This window comes from Flavobacterium pedocola, assembly GCF_053764385.1.
In genome coordinates this window covers 180,538-201,299 of record NZ_JBSNCR010000002.1, presented here as the reverse complement: position 1 = coordinate 201,299, position 20,762 = coordinate 180,538, and the positions used below count along the sequence as shown (strand labels likewise).

The 20,762-nt window shown below is 39.0% G+C and carries 21 protein-coding genes and 4 tRNA genes; 23 read left to right on the top strand and 2 right to left on the bottom strand.

What is annotated here, in order from left to right; genetic code table 11:
- Positions 1-172: 172 nt before the first annotated feature.
- Positions 173-868: a lipoyl(octanoyl) transferase LipB gene (gene lipB, locus ACWPKD_RS04950; RefSeq protein ID WP_455411571.1), complete on the top strand. Its 696-nt coding sequence runs from the start codon at positions 173-175 to the stop codon at positions 866-868.
- Positions 869-918: 50 nt separating this feature from the next.
- On the opposite strand, the gene ACWPKD_RS04945 is transcribed toward lipB, so the two are convergent.
- Positions 919-1,518: a ribonuclease HII gene (locus tag ACWPKD_RS04945; protein WP_455411570.1), complete on the bottom strand. Its 600-nt coding sequence runs from the start codon at positions 1,516-1,518 to the stop codon at positions 919-921.
- Positions 1,519-1,714: 196 nt separating this feature from the next.
- On the opposite strand from ACWPKD_RS04945, the gene ACWPKD_RS04940 reads away from it, so the two are divergent.
- From ACWPKD_RS04940 to ACWPKD_RS04925, 4 genes are all read left to right on the top strand, one after another.
- Positions 1,715-4,726 carry a SusC/RagA family TonB-linked outer membrane protein gene (locus ACWPKD_RS04940; protein WP_455411569.1) on the top strand — a complete coding sequence of 1,004 codons (3,012 nt, stop codon included), beginning with the start codon at positions 1,715-1,717 and terminating at the stop codon, positions 4,724-4,726.
- A 12-nt stretch (positions 4,727-4,738) separates the two neighbouring features.
- Positions 4,739-6,184 (top strand): RagB/SusD family nutrient uptake outer membrane protein, encoded by a 1,446-nt coding sequence (locus ACWPKD_RS04935; protein ID WP_455411568.1) that lies wholly within the window; start codon positions 4,739-4,741, stop codon positions 6,182-6,184.
- Positions 6,185-6,279: 95 nt separating this feature from the next.
- Entirely contained in the window at positions 6,280-8,193 is a 1,914-nt protein-coding gene (locus ACWPKD_RS04930) for a putative porin (RefSeq protein ID WP_455411567.1), read from the top strand.
- A gap of 172 nt (positions 8,194-8,365) precedes the next feature.
- Positions 8,366-9,727, top strand: coding sequence for a pyridoxal-phosphate dependent enzyme (locus tag ACWPKD_RS04925; protein WP_455411566.1), 1,362 nt, complete (start codon positions 8,366-8,368; stop codon positions 9,725-9,727).
- 53 nt (positions 9,728-9,780) lie between these two features.
- On the opposite strand, the gene ACWPKD_RS04920 is transcribed toward ACWPKD_RS04925, so the two are convergent.
- Positions 9,781-11,457: a GLPGLI family protein gene (locus ACWPKD_RS04920; protein WP_455411565.1), complete on the bottom strand. Its 1,677-nt coding sequence runs from the start codon at positions 11,455-11,457 to the stop codon at positions 9,781-9,783.
- A gap of 85 nt (positions 11,458-11,542) precedes the next feature.
- Between ACWPKD_RS04920 and ACWPKD_RS04915 the strand changes: the two genes are divergently transcribed.
- The 18 genes from ACWPKD_RS04915 (at position 11,543) to rplL (ending at position 20,753) form a co-directional block, all read left to right on the top strand.
- Entirely contained in the window at positions 11,543-11,956 is a 414-nt protein-coding gene (locus ACWPKD_RS04915; protein WP_455411564.1) for a DUF2851 family protein, read from the top strand.
- A complete protein-coding gene (locus ACWPKD_RS04910; RefSeq protein ID WP_026979462.1) occupies positions 11,947-12,174 on the top strand; it encodes a PspC family transcriptional regulator in 228 nt (75 codons plus the stop codon). The genes ACWPKD_RS04915 and ACWPKD_RS04910 overlap by 10 nt, the downstream gene beginning before the upstream one ends.
- Before the next feature lie 10 nt (positions 12,175-12,184).
- Positions 12,185-13,078, top strand: coding sequence for a ComEA family DNA-binding protein (locus ACWPKD_RS04905; RefSeq protein WP_455411563.1), 894 nt, complete (start codon positions 12,185-12,187; stop codon positions 13,076-13,078).
- 40 nt (positions 13,079-13,118) lie between these two features.
- Complete coding sequence (locus tag ACWPKD_RS04900) at positions 13,119-14,294, top strand: acyl-CoA dehydrogenase family protein (protein ID WP_455411562.1); 1,176 nt, start codon at positions 13,119-13,121, stop codon at positions 14,292-14,294.
- Between the two features lie 184 nt (positions 14,295-14,478).
- Complete coding sequence (rpsU, locus tag ACWPKD_RS04895; RefSeq protein ID WP_313804417.1) at positions 14,479-14,673, top strand: 30S ribosomal protein S21; 195 nt, start codon at positions 14,479-14,481, stop codon at positions 14,671-14,673.
- 69 nt (positions 14,674-14,742) lie between these two features.
- Entirely contained in the window at positions 14,743-15,639 is an 897-nt protein-coding gene (locus tag ACWPKD_RS04890; protein WP_455411561.1) for a tyrosine-type recombinase/integrase, read from the top strand.
- Positions 15,640-15,673: 34 nt separating this feature from the next.
- Complete coding sequence (gene hpf, locus ACWPKD_RS04885; RefSeq protein ID WP_455411560.1) at positions 15,674-15,976, top strand: ribosome hibernation-promoting factor, HPF/YfiA family; 303 nt, start codon at positions 15,674-15,676, stop codon at positions 15,974-15,976.
- A gap of 91 nt (positions 15,977-16,067) precedes the next feature.
- Positions 16,068-16,141, top strand: a tRNA-Thr gene (locus ACWPKD_RS04880).
- A 33-nt stretch (positions 16,142-16,174) separates the two neighbouring features.
- A tRNA-Tyr gene (locus ACWPKD_RS04875) sits at positions 16,175-16,256 on the top strand.
- Between the two features lie 129 nt (positions 16,257-16,385).
- Positions 16,386-16,457: transfer RNA gene (locus ACWPKD_RS04870), tRNA-Thr, on the top strand.
- Positions 16,458-16,509: 52 nt separating this feature from the next.
- A complete protein-coding gene (gene tuf, locus ACWPKD_RS04865; protein WP_455411559.1) occupies positions 16,510-17,697 on the top strand; it encodes an elongation factor Tu in 1,188 nt (395 codons plus the stop codon).
- 50 nt (positions 17,698-17,747) lie between these two features.
- Positions 17,748-17,819 (top strand) — tRNA-Trp (locus tag ACWPKD_RS04860).
- A gap of 15 nt (positions 17,820-17,834) precedes the next feature.
- Entirely contained in the window at positions 17,835-18,032 is a 198-nt protein-coding gene (gene secE / locus ACWPKD_RS04855; RefSeq protein ID WP_455411558.1) for a preprotein translocase subunit SecE, read from the top strand.
- Between the two features lie 10 nt (positions 18,033-18,042).
- Entirely contained in the window at positions 18,043-18,594 is a 552-nt protein-coding gene (nusG, locus tag ACWPKD_RS04850) for a transcription termination/antitermination protein NusG (protein ID WP_455411557.1), read from the top strand.
- A gap of 66 nt (positions 18,595-18,660) precedes the next feature.
- On the top strand, positions 18,661-19,098 hold the full coding sequence (gene rplK / locus ACWPKD_RS04845) for a 50S ribosomal protein L11 (protein ID WP_455411556.1): 438 nt from the start codon (positions 18,661-18,663) through the stop codon (positions 19,096-19,098).
- A gap of 19 nt (positions 19,099-19,117) precedes the next feature.
- Complete coding sequence (gene rplA / locus ACWPKD_RS04840; RefSeq protein ID WP_455411555.1) at positions 19,118-19,807, top strand: 50S ribosomal protein L1; 690 nt, start codon at positions 19,118-19,120, stop codon at positions 19,805-19,807.
- A gap of 22 nt (positions 19,808-19,829) precedes the next feature.
- Entirely contained in the window at positions 19,830-20,327 is a 498-nt protein-coding gene (gene rplJ, locus ACWPKD_RS04835; RefSeq protein WP_455411554.1) for a 50S ribosomal protein L10, read from the top strand.
- 54 nt (positions 20,328-20,381) lie between these two features.
- Entirely contained in the window at positions 20,382-20,753 is a 372-nt protein-coding gene (gene rplL / locus ACWPKD_RS04830; protein WP_026979450.1) for a 50S ribosomal protein L7/L12, read from the top strand.
- Positions 20,754-20,762: the final 9 nt, after the last annotated feature.

Genomic DNA, 20,762 nt, shown 5'->3' with positions numbered 1-20,762 from the left:
GATAGGTATAATTTAAAAATGAGGCAATGGGATATTTTGGAAATGAGATAATAACGTGATTTGGTTTAAAACCACAGATCTGGTTGCTGCTAACTGACCACCGCTTTCTTTTCTTCGGAAACTATTTTGTACTTTTGTGTTCTGAAAAAAAATAATTTTTTTTAATACTGTCATGAATAAAAAAGTAAGCCTTCAGGATCTGGGGCAAAAAGATTATAAAGAAACCTGGGATTATCAGGAAGTGCTTTTTGCGGATATTGTTGCGCAGAAAGTAGCTAAGCGGGAACGTCCTGAAATTGCGACCAACAACCATTTTTTGTTTGTGGAACATCCGCACGTCTATACTTTGGGGAAAAGTGGGGATCTCTCGAATTTACTTTTAAGTGAAAAGCAGCTTATCGAAAAAGGTGCTACCTTTTATAAAATCAATAGAGGAGGAGATATTACCTACCATGGGCCCGGTCAGATTGTGGGTTATCCGATATTGGACCTGGAGAATTTCTTTACTGATATCCATAAGTATTTGCGTTTGTTGGAAGAAGCAATCATCCTGACTTTAGCAGAATATGGGTTGGAATGTGAAAGAAGTGAAGGAGAGACCGGAGTTTGGTTAGGTGTGGGAACGCCTTTCGCTAGAAAAATATGTGCAATGGGAGTGCGTGCCTCGCGTTGGGTGACCATGCATGGTTTTGCGTTAAACGTAAATGCAGACCTGGGTTATTTTGATAATATCATTCCGTGTGGGATTAAAGGAAAAGCGGTAACTTCTTTGCATGTGGAGCTGGGTGTGGATAAAGTAAACGAAGAAGAGGTGAAACAAAAAATCCTGGAGCACTTCGCTGCTCTGTTTGAAGCGGAAATTGTATAATATGTGTATTTGTATATATTAAGGTAAGGAAGTCGAAAGGCTTCCTTTTTTTATAGATCTAAAGAAAGTTGTTCCGGTAATAGGCGAAAGGACATTCTGTGGTATTTGGTTACGCCATATTTCTTAATGGCTTCGCGGTGTTCTTCGGTGGGATAACCTTTGTTTTTCTTCCAGTTGTACATAGGGAATTCTTCGTGGATGCGATCCATGTATTGGTCGCGATACGTTTTGGCTAAAACCGAGGCTGCTGCAATGCTAAGGTATTTGCTGTCGCCTTTTACGATACAGCTGTATGGAATGTTGTTGATAGGTTTGAACCGGTTGCCGTCTACTATAATATACTCCGGAATCGGGTTTAGCTGCACGATGCATTCCTGCATGGCTTTTATGGAGGCGTTTAAAATATTGATTTGGTCAATGATTTTGGGTTCCAGATGTGTTACTTTAAAACTAAGAGCTTTTTCTTCGATTAAGGGTTTTAGTTTTTCTCTGATTTTTTCGGACAATTGTTTGGAATCGTTCAAGAGTTCCAGTTCGAAATTTTCGGGGAGAATTACTGCTGCTGCGGTTACCGGGCCGGCAAGACAGCCGCGGCCGGCTTCATCTGTTCCGGCTTCTAATATGAAGGTGGAGTGATTGTTAAGTAGCATAATTGTTTTTTGCAAATGTAAAAAAGTTGCTTGTCTTTAGTGTTTTTTAATGGAATAAAAGTGGTGCATTTTTTTAATGTGGTATATTTCTGTAAAATATTTAACACATGGTAAAATGTATAAACCTCTAGTATTATTTGGTTATTTAAGAAAAATTTAAGAAGTTTGCGAAATAACTAACTCAAATAAAATTAATATGAGATCGAAGTTTAAATGGATTTTTGCGCTGTTATTGGCGTTTTCAATGCAGTTTTCCTTCGCACAAGAGAAAACTATTACTGGTACAGTTACCGAAGGTGGTATGCCGTTACCAGGTGTGAGCGTTGTTGTTAAAGGTACAACAAGGGGAGCACAAACTGACATGGATGGAAATTATACCATCAAAGCTAAGAACGGAGAGTCTTTGGTTTTTTCATTCATCGGGATGAAAGATCAGACTTTGGTTGTTGGCGCTGCAAGTAAAATGAATGTAGTGATGCAACCTCAAGCTACACAATTAGAAGATGTGGTTGTTTCTGTGGGGGTGTTTAAAAAAGATGTTAACAAAATTACATCTGCTATTTCAACAGTTGCCGGAGAAGAGTTTGTAAAACAGGCTCCATCATTATCTTTCCAGAATGCTTTACAGGGTAAAGCTGCCGGTGTACAGGTTACTGCAAGAAACGGACAGCCTGGACAAGGTGGTTACGTAACTGTACGTGGTAACGTAAGTATCACTGGAGGTTATAGTGGTGCTACTTATGTAGTGGATGGTGTTTTCGTAAGTGAGTCTGAGGCTACTGCGATCGCTCCTCAGGATGTTGAGTCTTTAGTGGTGCTTAAAGACGGTGCTGCTGCTGCTATCTACGGTTCAAGAGGAGGAAATGGAGTTGTGGTTATTACTACTAGAAGAGGTAAATTGGCTACTAAAACTTCATTCGAGATCAACAACTCATTCGGTTTCACTGAAAGAATTAAAGATCCGTTCCGTTTGATGAACGTTGATGAGAAAATCCAATATGAGACAGAGTTAGGTGATGGAAACATTATCGGTATGACTCCTGCTCAATTAGAAATTGCAAGAGGTTACAATGTGGATTGGCAAGATGAACTTTTGAGAAAAGGTTCATTGCATAACTTTACATTCTCTGTGACTTCAGGTGGTGAGAATACAAATCATTTCTTCTCTATCGGTTATAACAAAGATACTGGTATCATTGATAACATCGATGGTTACAACAGAATCACATCTGCTTATAACGGAGAGTCGAAACTTAACAACTATCTTAAATTTGGTTTAAATGTAAGAGGATCTTATGAGACTAATACTTTACCAAGGGATAGATATAACGCTCAGAACCCGTTTGCTGCAATGATGTGGTACAACCCTTATGAGCCAGTTTATGACAGAGATCCTAATACAGGTGAGTTAATTTTGGATGTTAACGGACAACCAAGCTACAACTTGACTCATACAGGTTTCCCTATTGCTGAGGCGATGATCAACAACCCGGAAGAAACTAGATTCTTCAGAGGGTATGCAAGACCTTATATGGATGTAAACATCCTTAAAAACTTAGTGTTCACAACTAGATTAGGTTTGAACTACGAAAGATACCAAAGAGAGTATTTCGTTAAGCCAGGATCGGTATTAGATGGTTACGTAGGTGACCCTTCTGCTCCAGGTAGTAAAACAGATAACGGTTGGGATAACTTAGACTTACAGTGGACTAACATCTTAAACTACAAGTTTACTGTTGCTGAAAATCATAACTTCAACGCAATTGCGATGTATGACTATCAGAAAATCAACTTCAGATCTCACACTCAAACTAGAAAAGGATTTATCGGTGATTTCCCAACTTCAGGAACTACCCCAACTGCAGCGGGTGTTGCTAGAACTGAGGAGCTTCAGTACGGTATCTTCGGAAACTTAGATTACGATTACAAAGGGAAATATTTATTGTCTTTGTACGGACGTCATGACAACTCATCTTTATTAGGTGCTGAAACTAATGGAGCTTTCGCAAAAGGTGCTTCAGCTGGTTGGGTTGTAACTAAAGATTTCTTTACTTCTAGCCAGTATTTGAACTACTTGAAACTAAGAGCTTCTTGGGGTCAGTTGAATAATACTAACGGTGCTACAAGATACGGTGTTATTGACACGTTCTCTTCTACTAACTACGCTGGTGTTCCATCTACTATCCTTAACGGAAGCAGAATCGGTAACCCTGAGTTGAAATTCGAGCAAGTTGAGAAATTGGATTTAGGTTTTGAATCAAGAATGTTTAACGACCGTCTTGCTTTAACAATGTCTTATTTCAAAGATAAGAGAAGTGATTTCTTATATGCTGACGTTACTCCAGGTGAAGGTTTTGCATTAACTAGAAACGTTGGAGATTGGGAAGCTAAAGGTATTGAGGTTGAGTTAAAAGGTTTCGCTATTAAAAAACAAGATATGAACTTGTCTTTCTATGTGAACGCTGCTCAATTCGATCGTAACATCAACAGCTTAAACCCTCCATTCAGTGATGAGATTTTAAGAGGTTATACAACTAATAAAGTTGGATATGCACCTGATACATTCTTCTTAGTAAGATATGCTGGTGTTGACAGTGCAACTGGAGAAGCTTTATATTATGATGTTGACGGTAACATCACTAATGTATATTCTACTGCTAATAGAGTATTGTTAAAAGATAAAACTCCATATGCTAAATATGAAGGAGGTTTCGGTATGGAATTCAGCTACAAAGGATTTGATTTGTCAACTGATTTCGTATTCAAACAAGGAAACTACATTTATAACTTAAGATACAGAGACTTATTGTCTGATGGTGTTGCAGTTTATGACAACCAGGTAACTGAGGCGTTAGATTACTGGACTCCAACAAACACTGGTGCTTCTCAACCGGCTCCTATTCAATTGAATGGTGGTGTTGATACTAACCAGGATTCTGACAGATGGTTACAAGATGGTAGTTATATCAGATTTAGAAACCTTAACGTAGGTTATACTTTTGGTAAGAATGTATTAAAGAATTTACCATTAGAAAGTGTTAGATTCTACACTCAGATCCAAAACATTTACACTTGGTCTAAATTCCAGGGAGATCCTGAGATTGGTATTGGTAACGCAGAGTCTGGTACAGTAGTTCCAGGAACTTATGCAGGTTACTCTTATCCAAATACTAAGTCTTTCTTGTTTGGAATTAATGTTAAATTTTAAAAATAGCTCATTATGAAAAAGATATTATTGAGTGGATTAATTTTAGCGTCTTTGTTGACTTCTTGTGATAAAGAGGACTTAAAATTATACCCATACAATGCAGTAACAGACCAAACAGTTTTGCTTACTGATAAGGATTTCAATAACGCTATCCTTGGAGGATATAGTTATATGATCAAAAACTTAGGAGCTGAAGGTTACGGGCAAGAATTGCTTATTGATTCTGAGGTTGCTACTGATAACGTTATTATTAACACTCAGGGACGTTTGTCAAACAGAGACGGTTACAGATTTACTTCTACTCCTAACAGTTCTCACTTTGATTTCTATAATTCAGCGTACAGAGCTGTTTATATGGCGAACTTAGTAATGGAAAACCTAGGTAAATTACCTGAAGGAGCAAGTAAAGATAACTATGAAGGTGAAGCTAGATTCATCAGAGCTATCAATCACTTGGAGTTGTTGAGAAACTACTCTAAAATTCCAACTCAGTCTGGTGATGCTTTAGGGTCATTAGGTGTTGTTTACAAAGAGTCAACTGATATTACTGAGAGACCTTCTCGTTTAACAGTTCAGCAGTCTTACGATAAAGTTTTAGCAGATTTAATGATTGCTAAAGACAAAATCGGAGCTACTGTTGTTCAGGGAAGAGCTAACAAAGCAGCTGTTTACACTTTGTTATCAAGAGTTTACTTGTATATGGGAGATTATGCTAACTGTGTTGCAAATGCAGATTTAGCTATCGCTAATTTCTCAGGAACTGTTTCTACAAGAGCTCAGTTCTACACAAGTGCTTCTTCTGGTTTATGGGAAGATTCTAACACTGGTGGTGTAGTTTTCAAATTGAGAATTGATCAAATTGATGCAACTACTCCTGGAGTAGCTTATTCTCAGGCTGTTGGAGCGTCTATCCGTTCTGAGTATGTTATCACGAAAGAACTTTTTGATTTATATCAGGCTACTGACGTTAGAAAAGCTGCTTATATTAAAACGGCTCCTTTCTCTGGAAACAACTACAACAATATTGCAAAATATGATGGTAGAGGTTCAGGTTTAAGAAACTTAGTAGATATTAAAGTATTAAGAATCGAAGAGGCTTATTTGAACAAAGCTGAGGCTGAGTACAGACTTTCAGGTGGTGGTTTAGCTGCTTTGGATGCTGTAAGAGCTCAAAGATATTTGCCTTTCGTATCTGGAGGTGAAACTGGTACTGCTTTATTAGACGCGATCTTACTTGAGAGACGTTTAGAGTTTGCTTTTGAAATGGATAGATTCTATACATTAAAAAGACTTAACTTGCCAGTACAAAGAAGTTTAGTGGATGGTCATTTTGCTGACGGTACAGGAACTCCAAGTGAGGCTCCAACTTTGGCTGCTGGTGATTTCAGATGGCAATTCCCGATTCCTCAGAATGAAATCGATTTGAATAACAATATTCAACAAAACCCTGGTTACTAAGAATTAGTAGCTATATTAAAACCCCGCATTTGCGGGGTTTTTTTATTTTTAAAAATTTGCCTATTTCTCTTACCTTTGTCATCTAATAAAAAAATATGAGGCAAGGTTTTATTTGTTTACTGCTTTTCTTTTTTTCACTTCCGGTGTTAGCGCAAATCAATCAGGATTTGCAAGTTCCAAAAAAATCAGCAACGGCAGAGGGCGAAAAAAAGGCTCCTGTAGATCTGTATAAGATTATATCCCTGGATAATGATACCACTTATGTAGATACTACTTTGACCATCCAGCGGGAGTATAAGTTTAATTACTTGCGAAAAGATACTTTTGGACTGCTTCAATTTCTTAATGAAGGCCAAACCTATAATGTTCTTGATTTCGGTTTGAAAAACTTTAACCCTTATCCGGAGTTCGGTTTTGCCGCGAAACATTTCGCGTATATGGAAGTCAAGGATATTAACTATTATAACGTGCCGACTCCTTATTCGGATTTGTATTTTAAATCGGTTATGGAACAAGGGCAGAATCTTGATGCCTTCATTTCGGTGAATACATCCAAAAACCTTAATTTTTCGGTTGGTTATAAAGGTTTACGTTCATTGGGTAAATACACTAATCAGCTTTCCAGTACCGGTAATTTCCGTTTCATCACCAGCTACAACACGACGGATAAAAGATATTTTCTTAAGGCACATCTTACGGCACAGGATTTTCTTAACCAGGAAAACGGTGGAATCGTCACCCTTTCGCAGTTTGAAGACGGTGAAAATCTCTACAGCGAAAGGCCTAGGGTTGACGTGTATTTCAGCGATGCAAATTCCTTGCTTAAAGGTAATCGCTTTTTTGTAGACCATTCTTTCAGACTGAGCAAGTCAAATCCAAATGGTATAGTGCTGCACCATCAGTTCAATTTCGAATATAAATTTTTCGAATTCAACATGACCGCAAATGACCGCTTTGGTGATAGTTTCAATACAACGATCAACAATAAAACCCGTTACAACAGGATGTACAACAAAATAGGGGTGGCCTATTCAAATGTCTCGTTGGGGGATTTTCAGTTTTTTGTGGACAATTTCGAGTACAATTACTTCTATTATCGAACCGTTACACTTACCGACGGAAGTGTGATTCCTAATAAAAATAACGATCGTATCAATACCTGGGGTGCGCAGTATGCTTATCAGAAGAATAAGTGGAAGGGGAATGTGATGTTCTCCAATTCTCTGACCAAGCAGTCGTTGGCTAACATTGAAGCAAATGTCCGCTATGCTTTGAACGATAAAAACACGTTTTCCCTGAAGTACCAAAACATGAACAAGTTGCCGGATTTGAATTATGTTTTATACCAAAGTGATTACGTAAACTACAACTGGTACAACAATTTCAAGAACGAAAAAATCAACAGTTTTGAAGTAGAAGCGAGAACCCAATGGCTGAATGCTTCGTTGCAATACACGGTTATGAATGATCATTTGTTCTTTGCAAATGAAAATCCGGTTTACACTTCGGAAGACGTTGCTGAGCAATTGCTTGTAAAACCGTATCAGTACGATAAAACCATCAACTATTTATCGGTGAAAGCTTCCAAGGAAATCAAGTTCTGGAAGATGGGCTTGGATAATACCGTTTTGTTTCAACAGGTGGAGCAAGACAATCCGATCCTGAACGTACCGAAATTCGTAACGCGCAACTCCCTTTATTTCGCCGATCATTTCTTTAAGAAAGCGCTTTATATCCAAACCGGGGTGACTTTGAATTACTTTACCAAGTACAAGGCGAACGATTACAATCCGTTGTTAGGAGAGTTTTATATCCAGAACCAAAAAGAGATAGGCGAGTTCCCGATGCTGGATTTCTTTATCAACGCCAAAGTGAAAACTTTTAGAATGTTTCTTAAAGCCGAGCATTTTAATTCCAGTTTCACCGGCTATGACTATTACACGGCGCCTAACTATCCTTACCGCGACTTTATGGTGCGTTTTGGGGTGGTCTGGAATTTCTTCAGTTAATTTTTGGAGCGAAGGGTTAGGATTTATCAGTAAACCATTTTCCCGCTGTCCGTTATATCTCCGCCAAAAAAAGACGGAGGATACCACTCCCATCGGGGCTAAAAAGGAATCCATTTTACTTTTTGGAAACAGGTTAAATATCAATACATTTGCAGTTCGCAATTTTTAAAAAATGAAATACGTAGAAAACATATTAGGGACTATCGGTAACACACCGATGGTAAAACTAAACAAGATCACCGCTGAAATTCCGGCTTTGGTTTTGGCAAAAGTGGAATACTTCAATCCCGGACAATCGTGTAAAGACCGCATGGCCTTAAAAATGATCGAAGATGCGGAAGCAGACGGCCGTTTAAAACCGGGCGGAACCATCATCGAAGGGACTTCCGGAAACACAGGGATGGGTTTGGCTTTGGCAGCGATCATCAAAGGCTATAAATTAGTGTGTGTAATCACCGATAAGCAATCCAAAGAGAAGATGGACATTTTACGTGCCGTAGGCGCAAAAGTAATCGTATGTCCAACCGATGTGGAACCAACCGATCCGCGTTCGTACTATTCAGTATCCCGAAAATTAGCAGAAGAAACACCAAACGGCTGGTATGTGAACCAGTACGATAACTTATCCAATACCAAAGCAAATTACGAGCAAACCGGACCGGAAATCTGGGAGCAGACCGACGGTAAAGTGACGCATTTTGTAGTGGGTGTTGGAACGGGAGGAACAATCTCAGGAGTAGCTAAATACCTGAAAGAACATAACCCGAACGTGAAAGTATGGGGAATTGATACCTATGGTTCGGTTTTTAAAAAATATAAAGAAACCGGCATCTTTGATGAAAACGAAATCTATTCGTATGTAACCGAAGGTATTGGGGAAGACATCTTACCGGAAAACGTAAACTTCGACCTGATCGACGGTTTTACTAAAGTAACGGATAAAGATGCTGCGGTTTACACGCGTAAACTGGCTTTGGAGGAAGGACTTTTCGTAGGGAACTCTTCCGGAGCAGCCATCAAAGGATTATTACAGCTAAAAGATAATTTCGGACCGGACGATGTGGTAGTGGTGTTGTTCCACGATTCAGGATCCCGTTATGTTGGAAAAATGTTCAACGACGACTGGATGCGTGAAAGAGGTTATCTTGAAGATGAAATCACCAAAGCGGAAGATCTTATTCAGGATCACATTGACAAGCCATTGGTTGTCGTGCGTACCGAAGAATTAGTGTCACACGCTATCGACCGTATGCGCAAACATAAAATCTCTCAAATCCCGGTGATCGATGTAAACGGTTTTGTGGGCTCGGTAGATGAAACCGATTTGTTTCAAAGCTATGTAGCTGATAAAAACGTGGCGGAAAAACCAATCCGTGAAGTGATGGGAGCGCCTTTTCCTGTTGTGAAATTAGGCACTCCGGTTGATGAAGTGTCCAAGTTGATCAACAAAGACAATCAGGCCGTACTGGTAGATTTAGGAAACGGAAAACACCACATCATTACCAAGCACGATGTGATTAATTCTATAAAATAATACTATATAAAAAAAGCCGTTCAAACTGAACGGCTTTTTTTATATATGTATGTCTAATTCCCAATCAAAGCACCGGATACATTCCAGGCACTGAAACTACCGCCTTCCGGGGTGCCTTGCGGTATTTTAATGCGTATGCTGTGCTTTCCGGCTTTCAAATCACCTATAGGGATAATGGTCGGATTGGTTACCATGCCCGGGCACCAGTTGGAACGGCTGTAATCCGATGAGGATAATCCGTTGTTGAAATTACCGGAAGCTGGGTTGAATAAACGATAACTTCCGCAATCCTGACGCCATGGAATAAAAGCGTGAATTTCTTTTCCATCCAAAAGAATGGTGTTTTTCTTCTGCAGGTATTCGTCGCCGTTTTCCCATCCGCCGTGACCGGTTGTGGTGTAACGCAAACGTGCATCTTTTACATCTTTGTCCAAAGTGAACTCTACCACTAAGCCGTTTTCGCTGTTGAACATGGTACTGTATTCCTGTCCGGCCATTTCCATGACGTTGGTAGTGTTGAACAGCGGCAAAATGAAATTGTCTTTTGCGGTTTGGTTTTCTTCACTGTGAATGGTAATGTTTAAGGAGATTTTATGACCGCCTTTGTCATAATTTCCGATGAAAGCACCAATCCAGACTTCTTTATCGCTTAACGCAGAATGCAGTTCCGAGATGTCCTGACGGTAAGGAACGACTTCATGCCAGGTTTTGTCTTTTAACTGGATGTGATTGTATTGTTTGATACCAAATGGGGTAAAGAAGCGCATCAGTTCCAATAAAGGAGCATACGAATCGGTTCGGACTACGCCTTGGTATTGTTTCCCGTTTCCGTTTTCATAAACCGGAAGTGTTTTAGAGCCGTTTTTTAAACCGTCCAGGAAGGAGATTTTCTGATCCGTTGGAATCATAAAGACGGATCCTGTGCGGTCATACGCATCACCGTTGGATTGTTCGGTTGCATCCACAAAAATCTGGCTGCCGTTTTTGATGGCCGGGAATTTTACTTTTCTAAGGATAATGGTTCCGTTGGCAAAACGCAAAATGCTGTCGTTCGATTTAGAAGCATCCGAAAAATTGATGGTTTCGTTTTCGAAAATTTTCAGGGTAGTGAAGCGACTTTTCCAAAGTAAATCACGATAGCTTAACAAATCTACCTGTTTAGCTTTGTCGAACGATTGCTTTTTATCGGTTTTTGATATTTTCTCAATTTTAGTAGCGGTTACCAGGAAATTGTTGTTGCGGTTTGTTTCCAGTACCAGTCCTAAGCTTTGTCCTAAAACCGATGGAGCCCCTTTGATTTTAAGGTCTTCGGTAAACCATAAATCGATATGGTTGGAATTGATAACGGTCTTTGCTTTTCGGCACTTGTAGCCTAAAATGGTTTTGGTTTCATTGGTGATTTCAAAAGACTGTTTGGTCAGGGAAACACTGTCAATGGTGCTTACCTGGTTTGTTTTGGAAAGTTGGCCAATCTGAAGGTAACTTTTCTTGTTGTGGCGAACAACGGTTTGTTCGTATGGGAATTCGGCCTTGTCTGAAATGATATTTTGAGAAGTGATTAAGGTTTCGTTGTTGTTGGTATAGATTAGGATAGGGTCCTGGTTTTCTAACAGCTTCCCGTTTGAACTTCTTAAATACGTGATTTTGTAGTTTGGGTTTTCTTTTTTTTTGTCTTGAGCGTAGGAAATTCCCAAAAGGGATAAAAATAATAATGTAAGAATTTTTTTCATTTTTTGCTTAAGTAGTTTCCGCAAAGATAAAAGTTTCCTTATATTAGCGCTTTATTTATAAGCCATATTAACATAATTACACGCCATGAGTGAAAATTTTCTGCATTACGTCTGGCAGCATCAGTTATTTGCTGTCGATCAGCTTCAAACCGTTCAGGGGGAAGCCTTTGAAGTCCTAAATGCCGGCGAATGCCTGCAACACACCAAACCTTATTTTTTTAATGCACAGCTGCTTGTCGGGACTTTACGATGGGCCGGGAATGTTGTCGTTCAATTGAAATCATCCGATTGGTTTTCTCAAAAGGAAGAAATCAGGTCGTTCGAAAATAACTGTATACTGCTGGTGGTTTATGAACATGATATGCCAAAGGATTCAAGTGGAGATGCCAAAGTGCCTATACTGGAATTAAAGCACTATCTCGATCAGAAACTTATTGATCGTAGTGAATGGCTAAGTGTTAAAAAAATAATTAAATTTGTGGCTGTACTATGGGACTAATCACCAACATCCGTCATTTTTTTGAGAAACATGGTTTCGAAGTGTCGTCGCGTCTTGCTGATAAGCTGGGGATGCGTACCACGAGTGTCCGTTTGTTTTTCATCTACATTTCATTCTTTACCGTAGGATTGTGGTTTGGTGTATATCTGACTTTGGCTTTTTTACTTCGCCTGAAAGATATGGTCTATACGAAGCGCAGTTCGGTTTTCGATCTGTAATTTCCGTGTTATGCATAATGAGGTTGTACTCAGTGTGAAATTCACACGGGAGCAGCGTGCCGGTATAGCAACGTTGCTGGTTTTGATGGTGGTCATCCAATTGCTTTATTATTTTTATTTTTCAACGGTTTCTCCCGAAGTAGTACAGCTTTCCAAAGAAGAGCGGGAATGGCTGGCGTTGCAGGAAGAAATCGATAGTCTGAAAGCGGAAAAAGGCTTGGAAGGAAATAAGATTTATCCGTTCAATCCCAATTTTATATCCGATTATAAAGGATATGTGCTTGGCATGTCTGTGGCGGAAATCGACAGATTGCATAAATTCCGTGCCGGTAACAAGTATGTGAATTCCGCGGAAGAATTTCAGAAGCTTACCAAAGTTTCGAATGCTTGGATGCGTAAATATGCGCCTTATTTCAAATTTCCGGATTGGGTGACCCGGAAAAAAACAACGTCTTTTAACCGGGACAGTTTTACTGGGTTTGAGACGAAGAAAGAAAAAATAGTTATTGTTGATATTAATAAGGCTACTCAGGAAGAACTTATGAAAGTTTACGGGGTCGGGCCAGGTTTGTCGGAGCGGATTTTGAAAGAACGTGATAAGCTTGGGGCTTTCGTCAGTATGGAACAGCTACAGGATATTTGGGGGTTGTCCCCTGAAGTGATTGGTAATCTGAACAGGTATTTCAAAGTTGTTTCGTTGCCGGAGATTAAAAAGATAGCAATTAATAACGCTTCATTGAGGGAACTTCAGCAACTACCGTATTTTAGATATGCGCTGGCTAAGGAGATTGTCACGTATCGAAGTATGAGCGGGGAAATTAAGTCTAAGGAGGATTTGATGAAAATTAAGAATTTTCCAATTGAAAAAGTTGATATAATTGCTTTATATTTGGACTTTAAATAACACATCAACAATAATACAACAGAAAAACAATTCAAGCCGTATGGATTCAATGTACTTTACAGAAGAGCATCAATTATTTAGAGAAAGTTTTCGGGATTTTTTACACAAAGAAGTCGTTCCGCATATTGAAAAATGGGAAAAAACAGGAACCATAGAACGATTTATCTGGAAAAAATTCGGAGAAATGGGCTTTTTTGGTTTGCGTTACCCTGAAGTTTACGGTGGATTGAACCTGGATTTGTTTTACACTGTTATTTTTTTGGAAGAACTGCAAAAAATTAAATCATCCGGTTTTGCTGCCGCGATGTGGGCGCATTCTTATTTAGCGATGACCCATTTAAATGCAGAAGGGGATGAGCGTATTAAACAAGAGTATTTAGCGCCAAGTATTTCCGGGGATAAAATAGGTGCTTTGTGTATTACAGAGCCCTTTGGTGGTAGTGATGTAGCCGGGATGCGCACGACAGCTGTTAAAAGCGGGGATAAATATATCATCAATGGTTCTAAAACTTTTATAACCAACGGAGTGTATGCGGACTATTATGTAGTTGCAGCCAAAACAAACCCGGAGTTGGGGAATAAAGGGATAACCATGTTTTTGGTGGATGCCAATCTTAAAGGGATATCTGCTACAAAGCTTGATAAATTAGGATGGAGAGCCTCCGATACGGCTGAAATCGCATTTGATAATGTGGAGATTCCTGTGGCGAATTTAATGGGTGAGGAAGGAAAAGGATTTCCGTACATCATGCAGCATTTTGCATTAGAGCGCTTAATAATGGCTATCAATGCTCATGCAAGAGCGGAGTATGCTATTGAATATACTATTGGGTATATGTCCGAGCGTGAGGCGTTTGGAAGAACTATCGATACGTTCCAGGCTTTAAGACATACCATGGTAGAGCATGCTACTGAAGTTGAGCACTGTAAATTGTTTAATTATTCAGCAGTTGCCCGATTAGATAAAGGTGAATATGTGGTGAAAGAGGCAACCATGGCTAAATTGAAATCCACAAAAGTAGCCGATCAGGTTATTTACGATTGCTTACAAATGCTGGGCGGTTATGGTTATATGGAGGAATATCCGTTGGCGCGCTTGTTCAGAGACAGTCGTTTAGGGCCAATCGGAGGAGGGACCTCCGAAATATTAAAAGAGATTTTAGCGAAAATGATAATCGACAAACAGAATTATCAGCCCGCAGTAAAACACAAATAAAATATTTTAGAAAATAGGGTATAGAAAATAGAAAGAAGAGCCAAGATGCAAGAAATTGTGACTTGGCTTTTTTTGTGTGGATTTATAATGTTGACTTGAAGAGAAAAATAATTCAAAATTTATAATTCATAATTAAAAATAAAGTCATAAGTTTGCGGCCTAAATGAGAGGAGGTGTCTAAACTATGTTAATTATTCCAATTAAAGACGGGGAAAATATCGATAGAGCATTAAAGCGCTATAAGAGAAAATTTGATAAAACTGGTACAGTTCGTCAATTAAGAGCACGTCAGCAGTTCACAAAACCATCAGTGGTTAGAAGAGCTCAGATCCAAAAAGCACAATACATCCAAGGTTTAAGAGACTCTTTAGAGAGCTAGTAGATTTTTGAATGATTCTATAACCGTTAGTAAACGAAGTTTTATAACTTTGTTGCTAACGGTTTTTTTATGCTTACTTCCCAACAGGCTTATCACGATTATCTTTTAAAGGAGAAAAACTATTCTCTCCATACTATTACGGCCTATCTGAAGGATATAGTCGAATTTGAATCTTTTTTAAAATCGCAGGATGAAGCCGTGGTTTTGGAACAGGTGAATTACGGGCAGATCCGGAGTTGGATTGTTGATCTGGTGGAAAAAGGGATTTCGAACAATTCTGTAAACCGTAAAATTTCGTCACTTAAATCTTTTTACAGGTTTCTGTTGAAGTCTAAACAGCTTGAGGTGAATCCGTTGCAGAAGCACAAATCGTTGAAAACGCCTAAAAAGGTTCAGATTCCGTTTTCTGAAAAAGAACTGGAAATGGTTTTTGACGAGAATGATTATCCGGATGATTTTGAGGGAATCCGCAACCGCTTGATCATTGAGCTTTTTTATACCACAGGTATGCGCCGTGCAGAATTGATTGCGTTGGAAGTGTCAAATTTCAGTCCTTATGCTAAAACTTTAAAAGTGTTAGGGAAGCGAAACAAGGAGCGGGTCCTTCCGCTTTTGGAGTGTACGGCGGTGTTATTGAATGGTTATCTGGAGGTTAGGAAATCGGTAGTTGGTAGTTCGTCCGGCAATTTGTTAATTTTAAATAAAAACGGTCATAAAGTTAGTGAAACGTTTGTGTATCGTTTAATAAATAGTTACTTTAGTAATGTCTCTGAAAAAGTAAAGAAGAGTCCGCACGTTCTTAGGCATACCTTTGCGACGCATTTGCTGAACAATGGTGCCGATTTAAATTCAGTAAAGGAATTGTTGGGTCACGCCAGTTTATCTTCCACTCAAATCTACACGCACAGCAGTTTGGCTGAACTGAAGCGAGTTTATCAAGATGCCCATCCGCGCAACCAAAAATGATTCTAAACGTTTAACCCAAATAAAATTTTTAATTATGAAAGTAAATGTTCATGCTGTCAATTTTAATATTGATAAAAAATTAGTAGATTTTGTACAAGAGCGATTAGATAAATTAGAAAAATATTATGACAGGGTGGTCTCATCCGATATTTTCTTGAAGGTTGAAAATACGAGCGATAAAGAAAATAAAATAGTCGAAGTAAAAATTAACGTGCCCGGAGATGAATTTATGGTTAAAAAACAGAGCAAATCTTTTGAGGAAGCGGTTGATTTATCTGTAGATTCTTTAGAGCGACTTTTGTTAAAGCGAAAAGATAAAATCAGAGCGCATAGCTAAAAATAAAAAAAAAAGAAAAATTATTTTGATTAAAAAATAAAATCCCTACATTTGCAGTCCGTTAGAAATAGCGGACTTTTTTATTTTCAATGCCGGTGTAGCTCAGCTGGCTAGAGCAGCTGATTTGTAATCAGCAGGTCGTGGGTTCGAGTCCCTCCATCGGCTCAAATATGATAACGTATTGAAAATTAAAAAGTTGGGGAGATACTCAAGCGGCCAACGAGGGCAGACTGTAAATCTGCTGACTAAGTCTTCGCAGGTTCGAATCCTGCTCTCCCCACAAAGTTTTGATTGTAGAGGTGTCAAAAGCTTGCTTTTGTAAAGCTTGGAAATCAAAGCTTTGAGTAAGTTCACCCTTACGGATCACAAGTTTTCTTGTAATCCTGAACGGTTGAAACTTGCAGTCCTTGCCGGTGTAGCTCAGGGGTAGAGTGCTTCCTTGGTAAGGAAGAGGTCACGGGTTCAAATCCCGTCATTGGCTCAAAATTGAATTTTGAACACTAATTATATAACTAAGATTAAATTATTAAATCATGGCAAAAGAAACCTTTGATCGTTCGAAGCCCCATTTAAATATCGGAACTATCGGACACGTAGATCACGGAAAAACAACTTTGACTGCTGCTATTACTAAAGTATTAGCTGATGCTGGTTTATCAGAAGCAAAATCTTTCGATCAGATCGACAACGCTCCTGAGGAAAAAGAAAGAGGTATTACTATTAATACTTCTCACGTAGAGTATTCAACTGCTAACCGTCACTACGCTCACGTTGACTGTCCAGGTCACGCGGATTACGTTAAGAACATGGTTACTGGTGCTGCTCAGATGGACGGTGCTATCCTTGTAGTTGCTGCTACGGATGGTCCAATGCCACAAACTCGTGAGCACATCCTTTTAGGACGTCAGGTTGGTGTGCCTAGAATGGTTGTTTTCATGAACAAAGTAGACATGGTTGATGACGAGGAGTTATTAGAGCTTGTTGAAATGGAAATCAGAGATTTATTGTCTTTCTATCAGTATGATGGTGATAATGGTCCTGTTGTTAAAGGTTCTGCTTTAGGAGCTTTAAATGGTGAGCCAAAATGGGTTGCTACAGTTATGGAATTGATGGATGCTGTTGATAACTGGATTGAGTTACCAGCTCGTGATGTTGATAAGCCATTCTTGATGCCAGTTGAGGACGTGTTTACAATTACAGGTCGTGGAACTGTTGCTACAGGTCGTATCGAAACTGGAGTTGCTAATACTGGAGATGCTGTTGAAATCATCGGTATGGGTGCTGATAAATTGACTTCTACAATTACAGGAGTTGAGATGTTCCGTAAAATCCTTGATAGAGGTGAGGCTGGAGATAACGTAGGTTTATTATTACGTGGTATCGATAAAGCTGATATCAAACGTGGTATGGTTATCATCAAACCAGGTTCTGTAAAACCACACGCTCACTTCAAAGCTGAGGTGTATATCTTGAAAAAAGAAGAAGGTGGACGTCACACTCCATTCCACAACAACTACCGTCCACAGTTCTACGTACGTACAACTGACGTAACAGGTACTATTTCTTTACCTGCAGGAGTTGAGATGGTTATGCCAGGTGATAACTTAACTATTGACGTACAATTGTTAAGCCCAATCGCTTTATCAGTAGGTTTACGTTTTGCTGTTCGTGAGGGTGGTAGAACTGTAGGTGCTGGTCAGGTAACTGAAATTTTAGACTAATTATTAGTTGAATATAAAGTCGGCAGTTTTTGCTGCCGGCTTTTTAACAAACGGGCGTAGTACAAGGGCTAGTATAGTGGTCTCCAAAACCATTGATGGGGGTTCGAATCCCTCCGCCCGTGCAAAATAAAAATACAATGACAAAAGTTGTTAATTACATAACAGAAGCATTTGAAGAGTTAAAAACGAATGTGACTTGGCCAGCATGGTCAGAGGTGCAGCGTTTGACAATCATTGTTGCTGTATTCTCAGTTCTATTTGCTTTGGCTACTTGGGGTGTTGATACTGTGTTTGCTAAAGTATTGGGAGTTTTCTTTAATTGGTTAAAAGCTTAATTTTTTTGATATGACGGATAACAATGTCAAAAAATGGTATGTAGTTAGAGCTGTTAGCGGACAGGAAAACAAGGTGAAAAACTATATCGAAACGGAAATTAACCGTTTGGGTATGGCTGATTATATCTCGCAGGTGTTGGTGCCGACTGAAAAAGTGGTACAGGTGCGTGACGGGAAAAAAATTAGCAAAGACCGTGTCTACTTTCCAGGCTATGTAATGATTGAAGCTAACTTAACCGGAGAGATTCCTCACATCATCAAATCCATCACGGGTGTGATTGGTTTTTTGGGTGAAACTAAAGGAGGGGATGCTGTGCCGTTACGTCAGGCGGAAGTAAACCGAATGTTAGGGAAAGTGGATGAGCTTTCAGTGAAAGTGGATCACGGTGCTATTCCATATTCGGTTGGAGAAACAGTTAAAGTAATTGACGGACCTTTCAACGGTTTCAACGGAACGGTTGAGAAGGTGAATGAAGAAAAGCGTAAACTTGAAGTGATGGTGAAGATTTTCGGAAGAAAAACACCATTGGAATTGAGCTTTATGCAAGTTGAAAAAGTATAATAACGTTACATGTATAAATCCACATCAATCGCTTCCAATTGATAGATGTGCTAAATTTTTTTAAAAATGGCTAAAGAAATTAGTAAAGTAGTTAAACTACAAGTTAAGGGAGGTGCCGCGAATCCTTCGCCACCGGTTGGACCTGCTTTGGGGGCTGCTGGGGTTAATATCATGGAGTTCTGTAAGCAGTTCAATGCTAGAACACAAGATAAACCCGGCAAAGTTTTACCAGTACAGATTACTGTGTATAAAGACAAGTCTTTTGACTTTGTTGTTAAAACGCCGCCGGCTGCTATCCAGTTAATGGAAGCTGCTAAATTAAAGTCTGGTTCAGGGCAACCTAACCGTAAAAAAGTAGCTAGCGTTACTTGGGACCAAATTAGAACTATCGCTGAAGACAAAATGGCTGACTTAAATGCTTTCGAAATCGAAAAAGCAATGAGTATGATTGCCGGAACAGCTAGATCTATGGGTATAACAGTATCAGGAACAGCTCCTTTTTAATCTTTAATAAGAAAAAGACATGGCAAAATTGACAAAAAAGCAAAAAGAGGCTGCAGCAAAGATTGAGAAGAATAAATTATACTCTTTAAAAGATGCTTCTGCATTACTTAAAGAAGTTGCTTCTGCAAAATTTGATGAGTCTGTTGATATCGCAGTAAAATTAGGTGTAGATCCACGTAAAGCGAATCAAATGGTAAGAGGTGTGGTTTCTTTGCCACACGGTACAGGTAAAGACGTGAGAGTATTAGCATTGGTTACGCCGGATAAAGAGGCTGAAGCTAAAGCTGCTGGTGCAGATCACGTAGGATTAGATGACTATTTACAAAAAATCAAAGACGGTTGGACAGATGTTGATGTAATCATCACGATGCCTGCGGTTATGGGTAAATTAGGTCCATTAGGTCGTATTTTAGGACCTCGTGGTTTAATGCCAAACCCTAAAACTGGTACTGTAACTATGGAAGTAGGTAAAGCAGTAGAAGAGGTGAAATCTGGTAAAATCGACTTTAAAGTAGATAAAACGGGAATCGTTCACGCTGGAATCGGAAGAATCTCTTTCGACGCTCAGAAAATCCAGGAGAATGCTCACGAGATTATTCAAACATTAATTAAATTGAAACCAACTGCAGCAAAAGGAACTTATATTAAGTCTATCCACATCTCAGCTACAATGAGTCCTGCAATTGCTTTAGATCCTAAAGCAGTATAATTGGTAGTTAAAAGTTTTTAGTATGACTAGAGAAGAAAAATCAATCGCTATTGAAGATTTAACTGCACAGTTAGCTGGTGTAAATGTTGTGTACTTGGCAGACATTTCCGGACTTGATGCAGATACTACTTCAAACTTAAGAAGAGCTTGTTTTAAAGCAGGTATCAAATTAGAAGTTGTTAAGAATACTTTGCTTGCAAAAGCTATGGAGTCTTCTGAGGCTAACTTCGGTGACCTTTCTACGGTTTTAAAAGGAAACACTTCAATCATGATTGCAGATACAGCGAACGCTCCTGCAAAAATCATTAAAGAATTCCGTAAAAAAGGAGACAAACCTTTATTGAAAGGAGCTTACATCAATGAAGAAATCTACATTGGAGATAACTTACTTGATTCGTTAGTATCAATCAAATCGAAAGAAGAAGTTATCGGAGAAATCATCGGATTACTTCAATCACCAGCTCAAAGAGTTATTTCTGCTCTTCAAAACCAATTCAAAGACGAAGAGGGAGCTGAATAAATTGCGCACTAATTAATTATTATATTTTACAAATCATTTTAAAAGATAGAAAAAATGGCAGATTTGAAACAATTCGCAGAACAATTAGTTAACTTAACAGTTAAAGAAGTTAACGAATTAGCAACAATATTAAAAGACGAGTATGGTATCGAGCCGGCTGCTGCTGCTGTAGTAGTTGCTGCAGGTGGTGGTGATGCTGGTGCTGCTGAAGAGCAAACTGAGTTCACTGTAGTATTGAAAGATGCTGGTGCTTCTAAATTAGGAGTAGTTAAAGCGGTTAAAGAATTAACTGGTTTAGGTCTTAAAGAAGCTAAAGATTTAGTTGATGCTGCTCCTGCAAACGTAAAAGAAGGAGTTTCTAAAGATGAGGCTGAAGGTCTTAAGAAAGCTTTAGAAGAGGCTGGTGCTGTAGTTGAGCTTAAATAAGCTTACTTA

What these genes read in the sequence shown, in the direction of transcription:
- ACWPKD_RS04935 (WP_455411568.1), top strand. Translation starts at nt 4,739, where the DNA reads ATGAAAAAGATATTATTGAGTGGATTAATTTTAGCGTCTTTGTTGACT.
- ACWPKD_RS04940 (WP_455411569.1), top strand. Translation starts at nt 1,715, where the DNA reads ATGAGATCGAAGTTTAAATGGATTTTTGCGCTGTTATTGGCGTTTTCA.
- rplK (WP_455411556.1), top strand. Translation starts at nt 18,661, where the DNA reads ATGGCTAAAGAAATTAGTAAAGTAGTTAAACTACAAGTTAAGGGAGGT.
- rpsU (WP_313804417.1), top strand. Translation starts at nt 14,479, where the DNA reads ATGTTAATTATTCCAATTAAAGACGGGGAAAATATCGATAGAGCATTA.
- nusG (WP_455411557.1), top strand. Translation starts at nt 18,043, where the DNA reads ATGACGGATAACAATGTCAAAAAATGGTATGTAGTTAGAGCTGTTAGC.
- ACWPKD_RS04890 (WP_455411561.1), top strand. Translation starts at nt 14,743, where the DNA reads ATGCTTACTTCCCAACAGGCTTATCACGATTATCTTTTAAAGGAGAAA.
- tuf (WP_455411559.1), top strand. Translation starts at nt 16,510, where the DNA reads ATGGCAAAAGAAACCTTTGATCGTTCGAAGCCCCATTTAAATATCGGA.
- ACWPKD_RS04930 (WP_455411567.1), top strand. Translation starts at nt 6,280, where the DNA reads ATGAGGCAAGGTTTTATTTGTTTACTGCTTTTCTTTTTTTCACTTCCG.
- ACWPKD_RS04915 (WP_455411564.1), top strand. Translation starts at nt 11,543, where the DNA reads ATGAGTGAAAATTTTCTGCATTACGTCTGGCAGCATCAGTTATTTGCT.
- ACWPKD_RS04900 (WP_455411562.1), top strand. Translation starts at nt 13,119, where the DNA reads ATGGATTCAATGTACTTTACAGAAGAGCATCAATTATTTAGAGAAAGT.
- ACWPKD_RS04920 (WP_455411565.1), bottom strand. Translation starts at nt 11,457, where the DNA reads ATGAAAAAAATTCTTACATTATTATTTTTATCCCTTTTGGGAATTTCC.
- rplA (WP_455411555.1), top strand. Translation starts at nt 19,118, where the DNA reads ATGGCAAAATTGACAAAAAAGCAAAAAGAGGCTGCAGCAAAGATTGAG.
- ACWPKD_RS04925 (WP_455411566.1), top strand. Translation starts at nt 8,366, where the DNA reads ATGAAATACGTAGAAAACATATTAGGGACTATCGGTAACACACCGATG.
- lipB (WP_455411571.1), top strand. Translation starts at nt 173, where the DNA reads ATGAATAAAAAAGTAAGCCTTCAGGATCTGGGGCAAAAAGATTATAAA.
- rplJ (WP_455411554.1), top strand. Translation starts at nt 19,830, where the DNA reads ATGACTAGAGAAGAAAAATCAATCGCTATTGAAGATTTAACTGCACAG.
- hpf (WP_455411560.1), top strand. Translation starts at nt 15,674, where the DNA reads ATGAAAGTAAATGTTCATGCTGTCAATTTTAATATTGATAAAAAATTA.
- ACWPKD_RS04910 (WP_026979462.1), top strand. Translation starts at nt 11,947, where the DNA reads ATGGGACTAATCACCAACATCCGTCATTTTTTTGAGAAACATGGTTTC.
- ACWPKD_RS04945 (WP_455411570.1), bottom strand. Translation starts at nt 1,518, where the DNA reads ATGCTACTTAACAATCACTCCACCTTCATATTAGAAGCCGGAACAGAT.
- secE (WP_455411558.1), top strand. Translation starts at nt 17,835, where the DNA reads ATGACAAAAGTTGTTAATTACATAACAGAAGCATTTGAAGAGTTAAAA.
- ACWPKD_RS04905 (WP_455411563.1), top strand. Translation starts at nt 12,185, where the DNA reads ATGCATAATGAGGTTGTACTCAGTGTGAAATTCACACGGGAGCAGCGT.
- rplL (WP_026979450.1), top strand. Translation starts at nt 20,382, where the DNA reads ATGGCAGATTTGAAACAATTCGCAGAACAATTAGTTAACTTAACAGTT.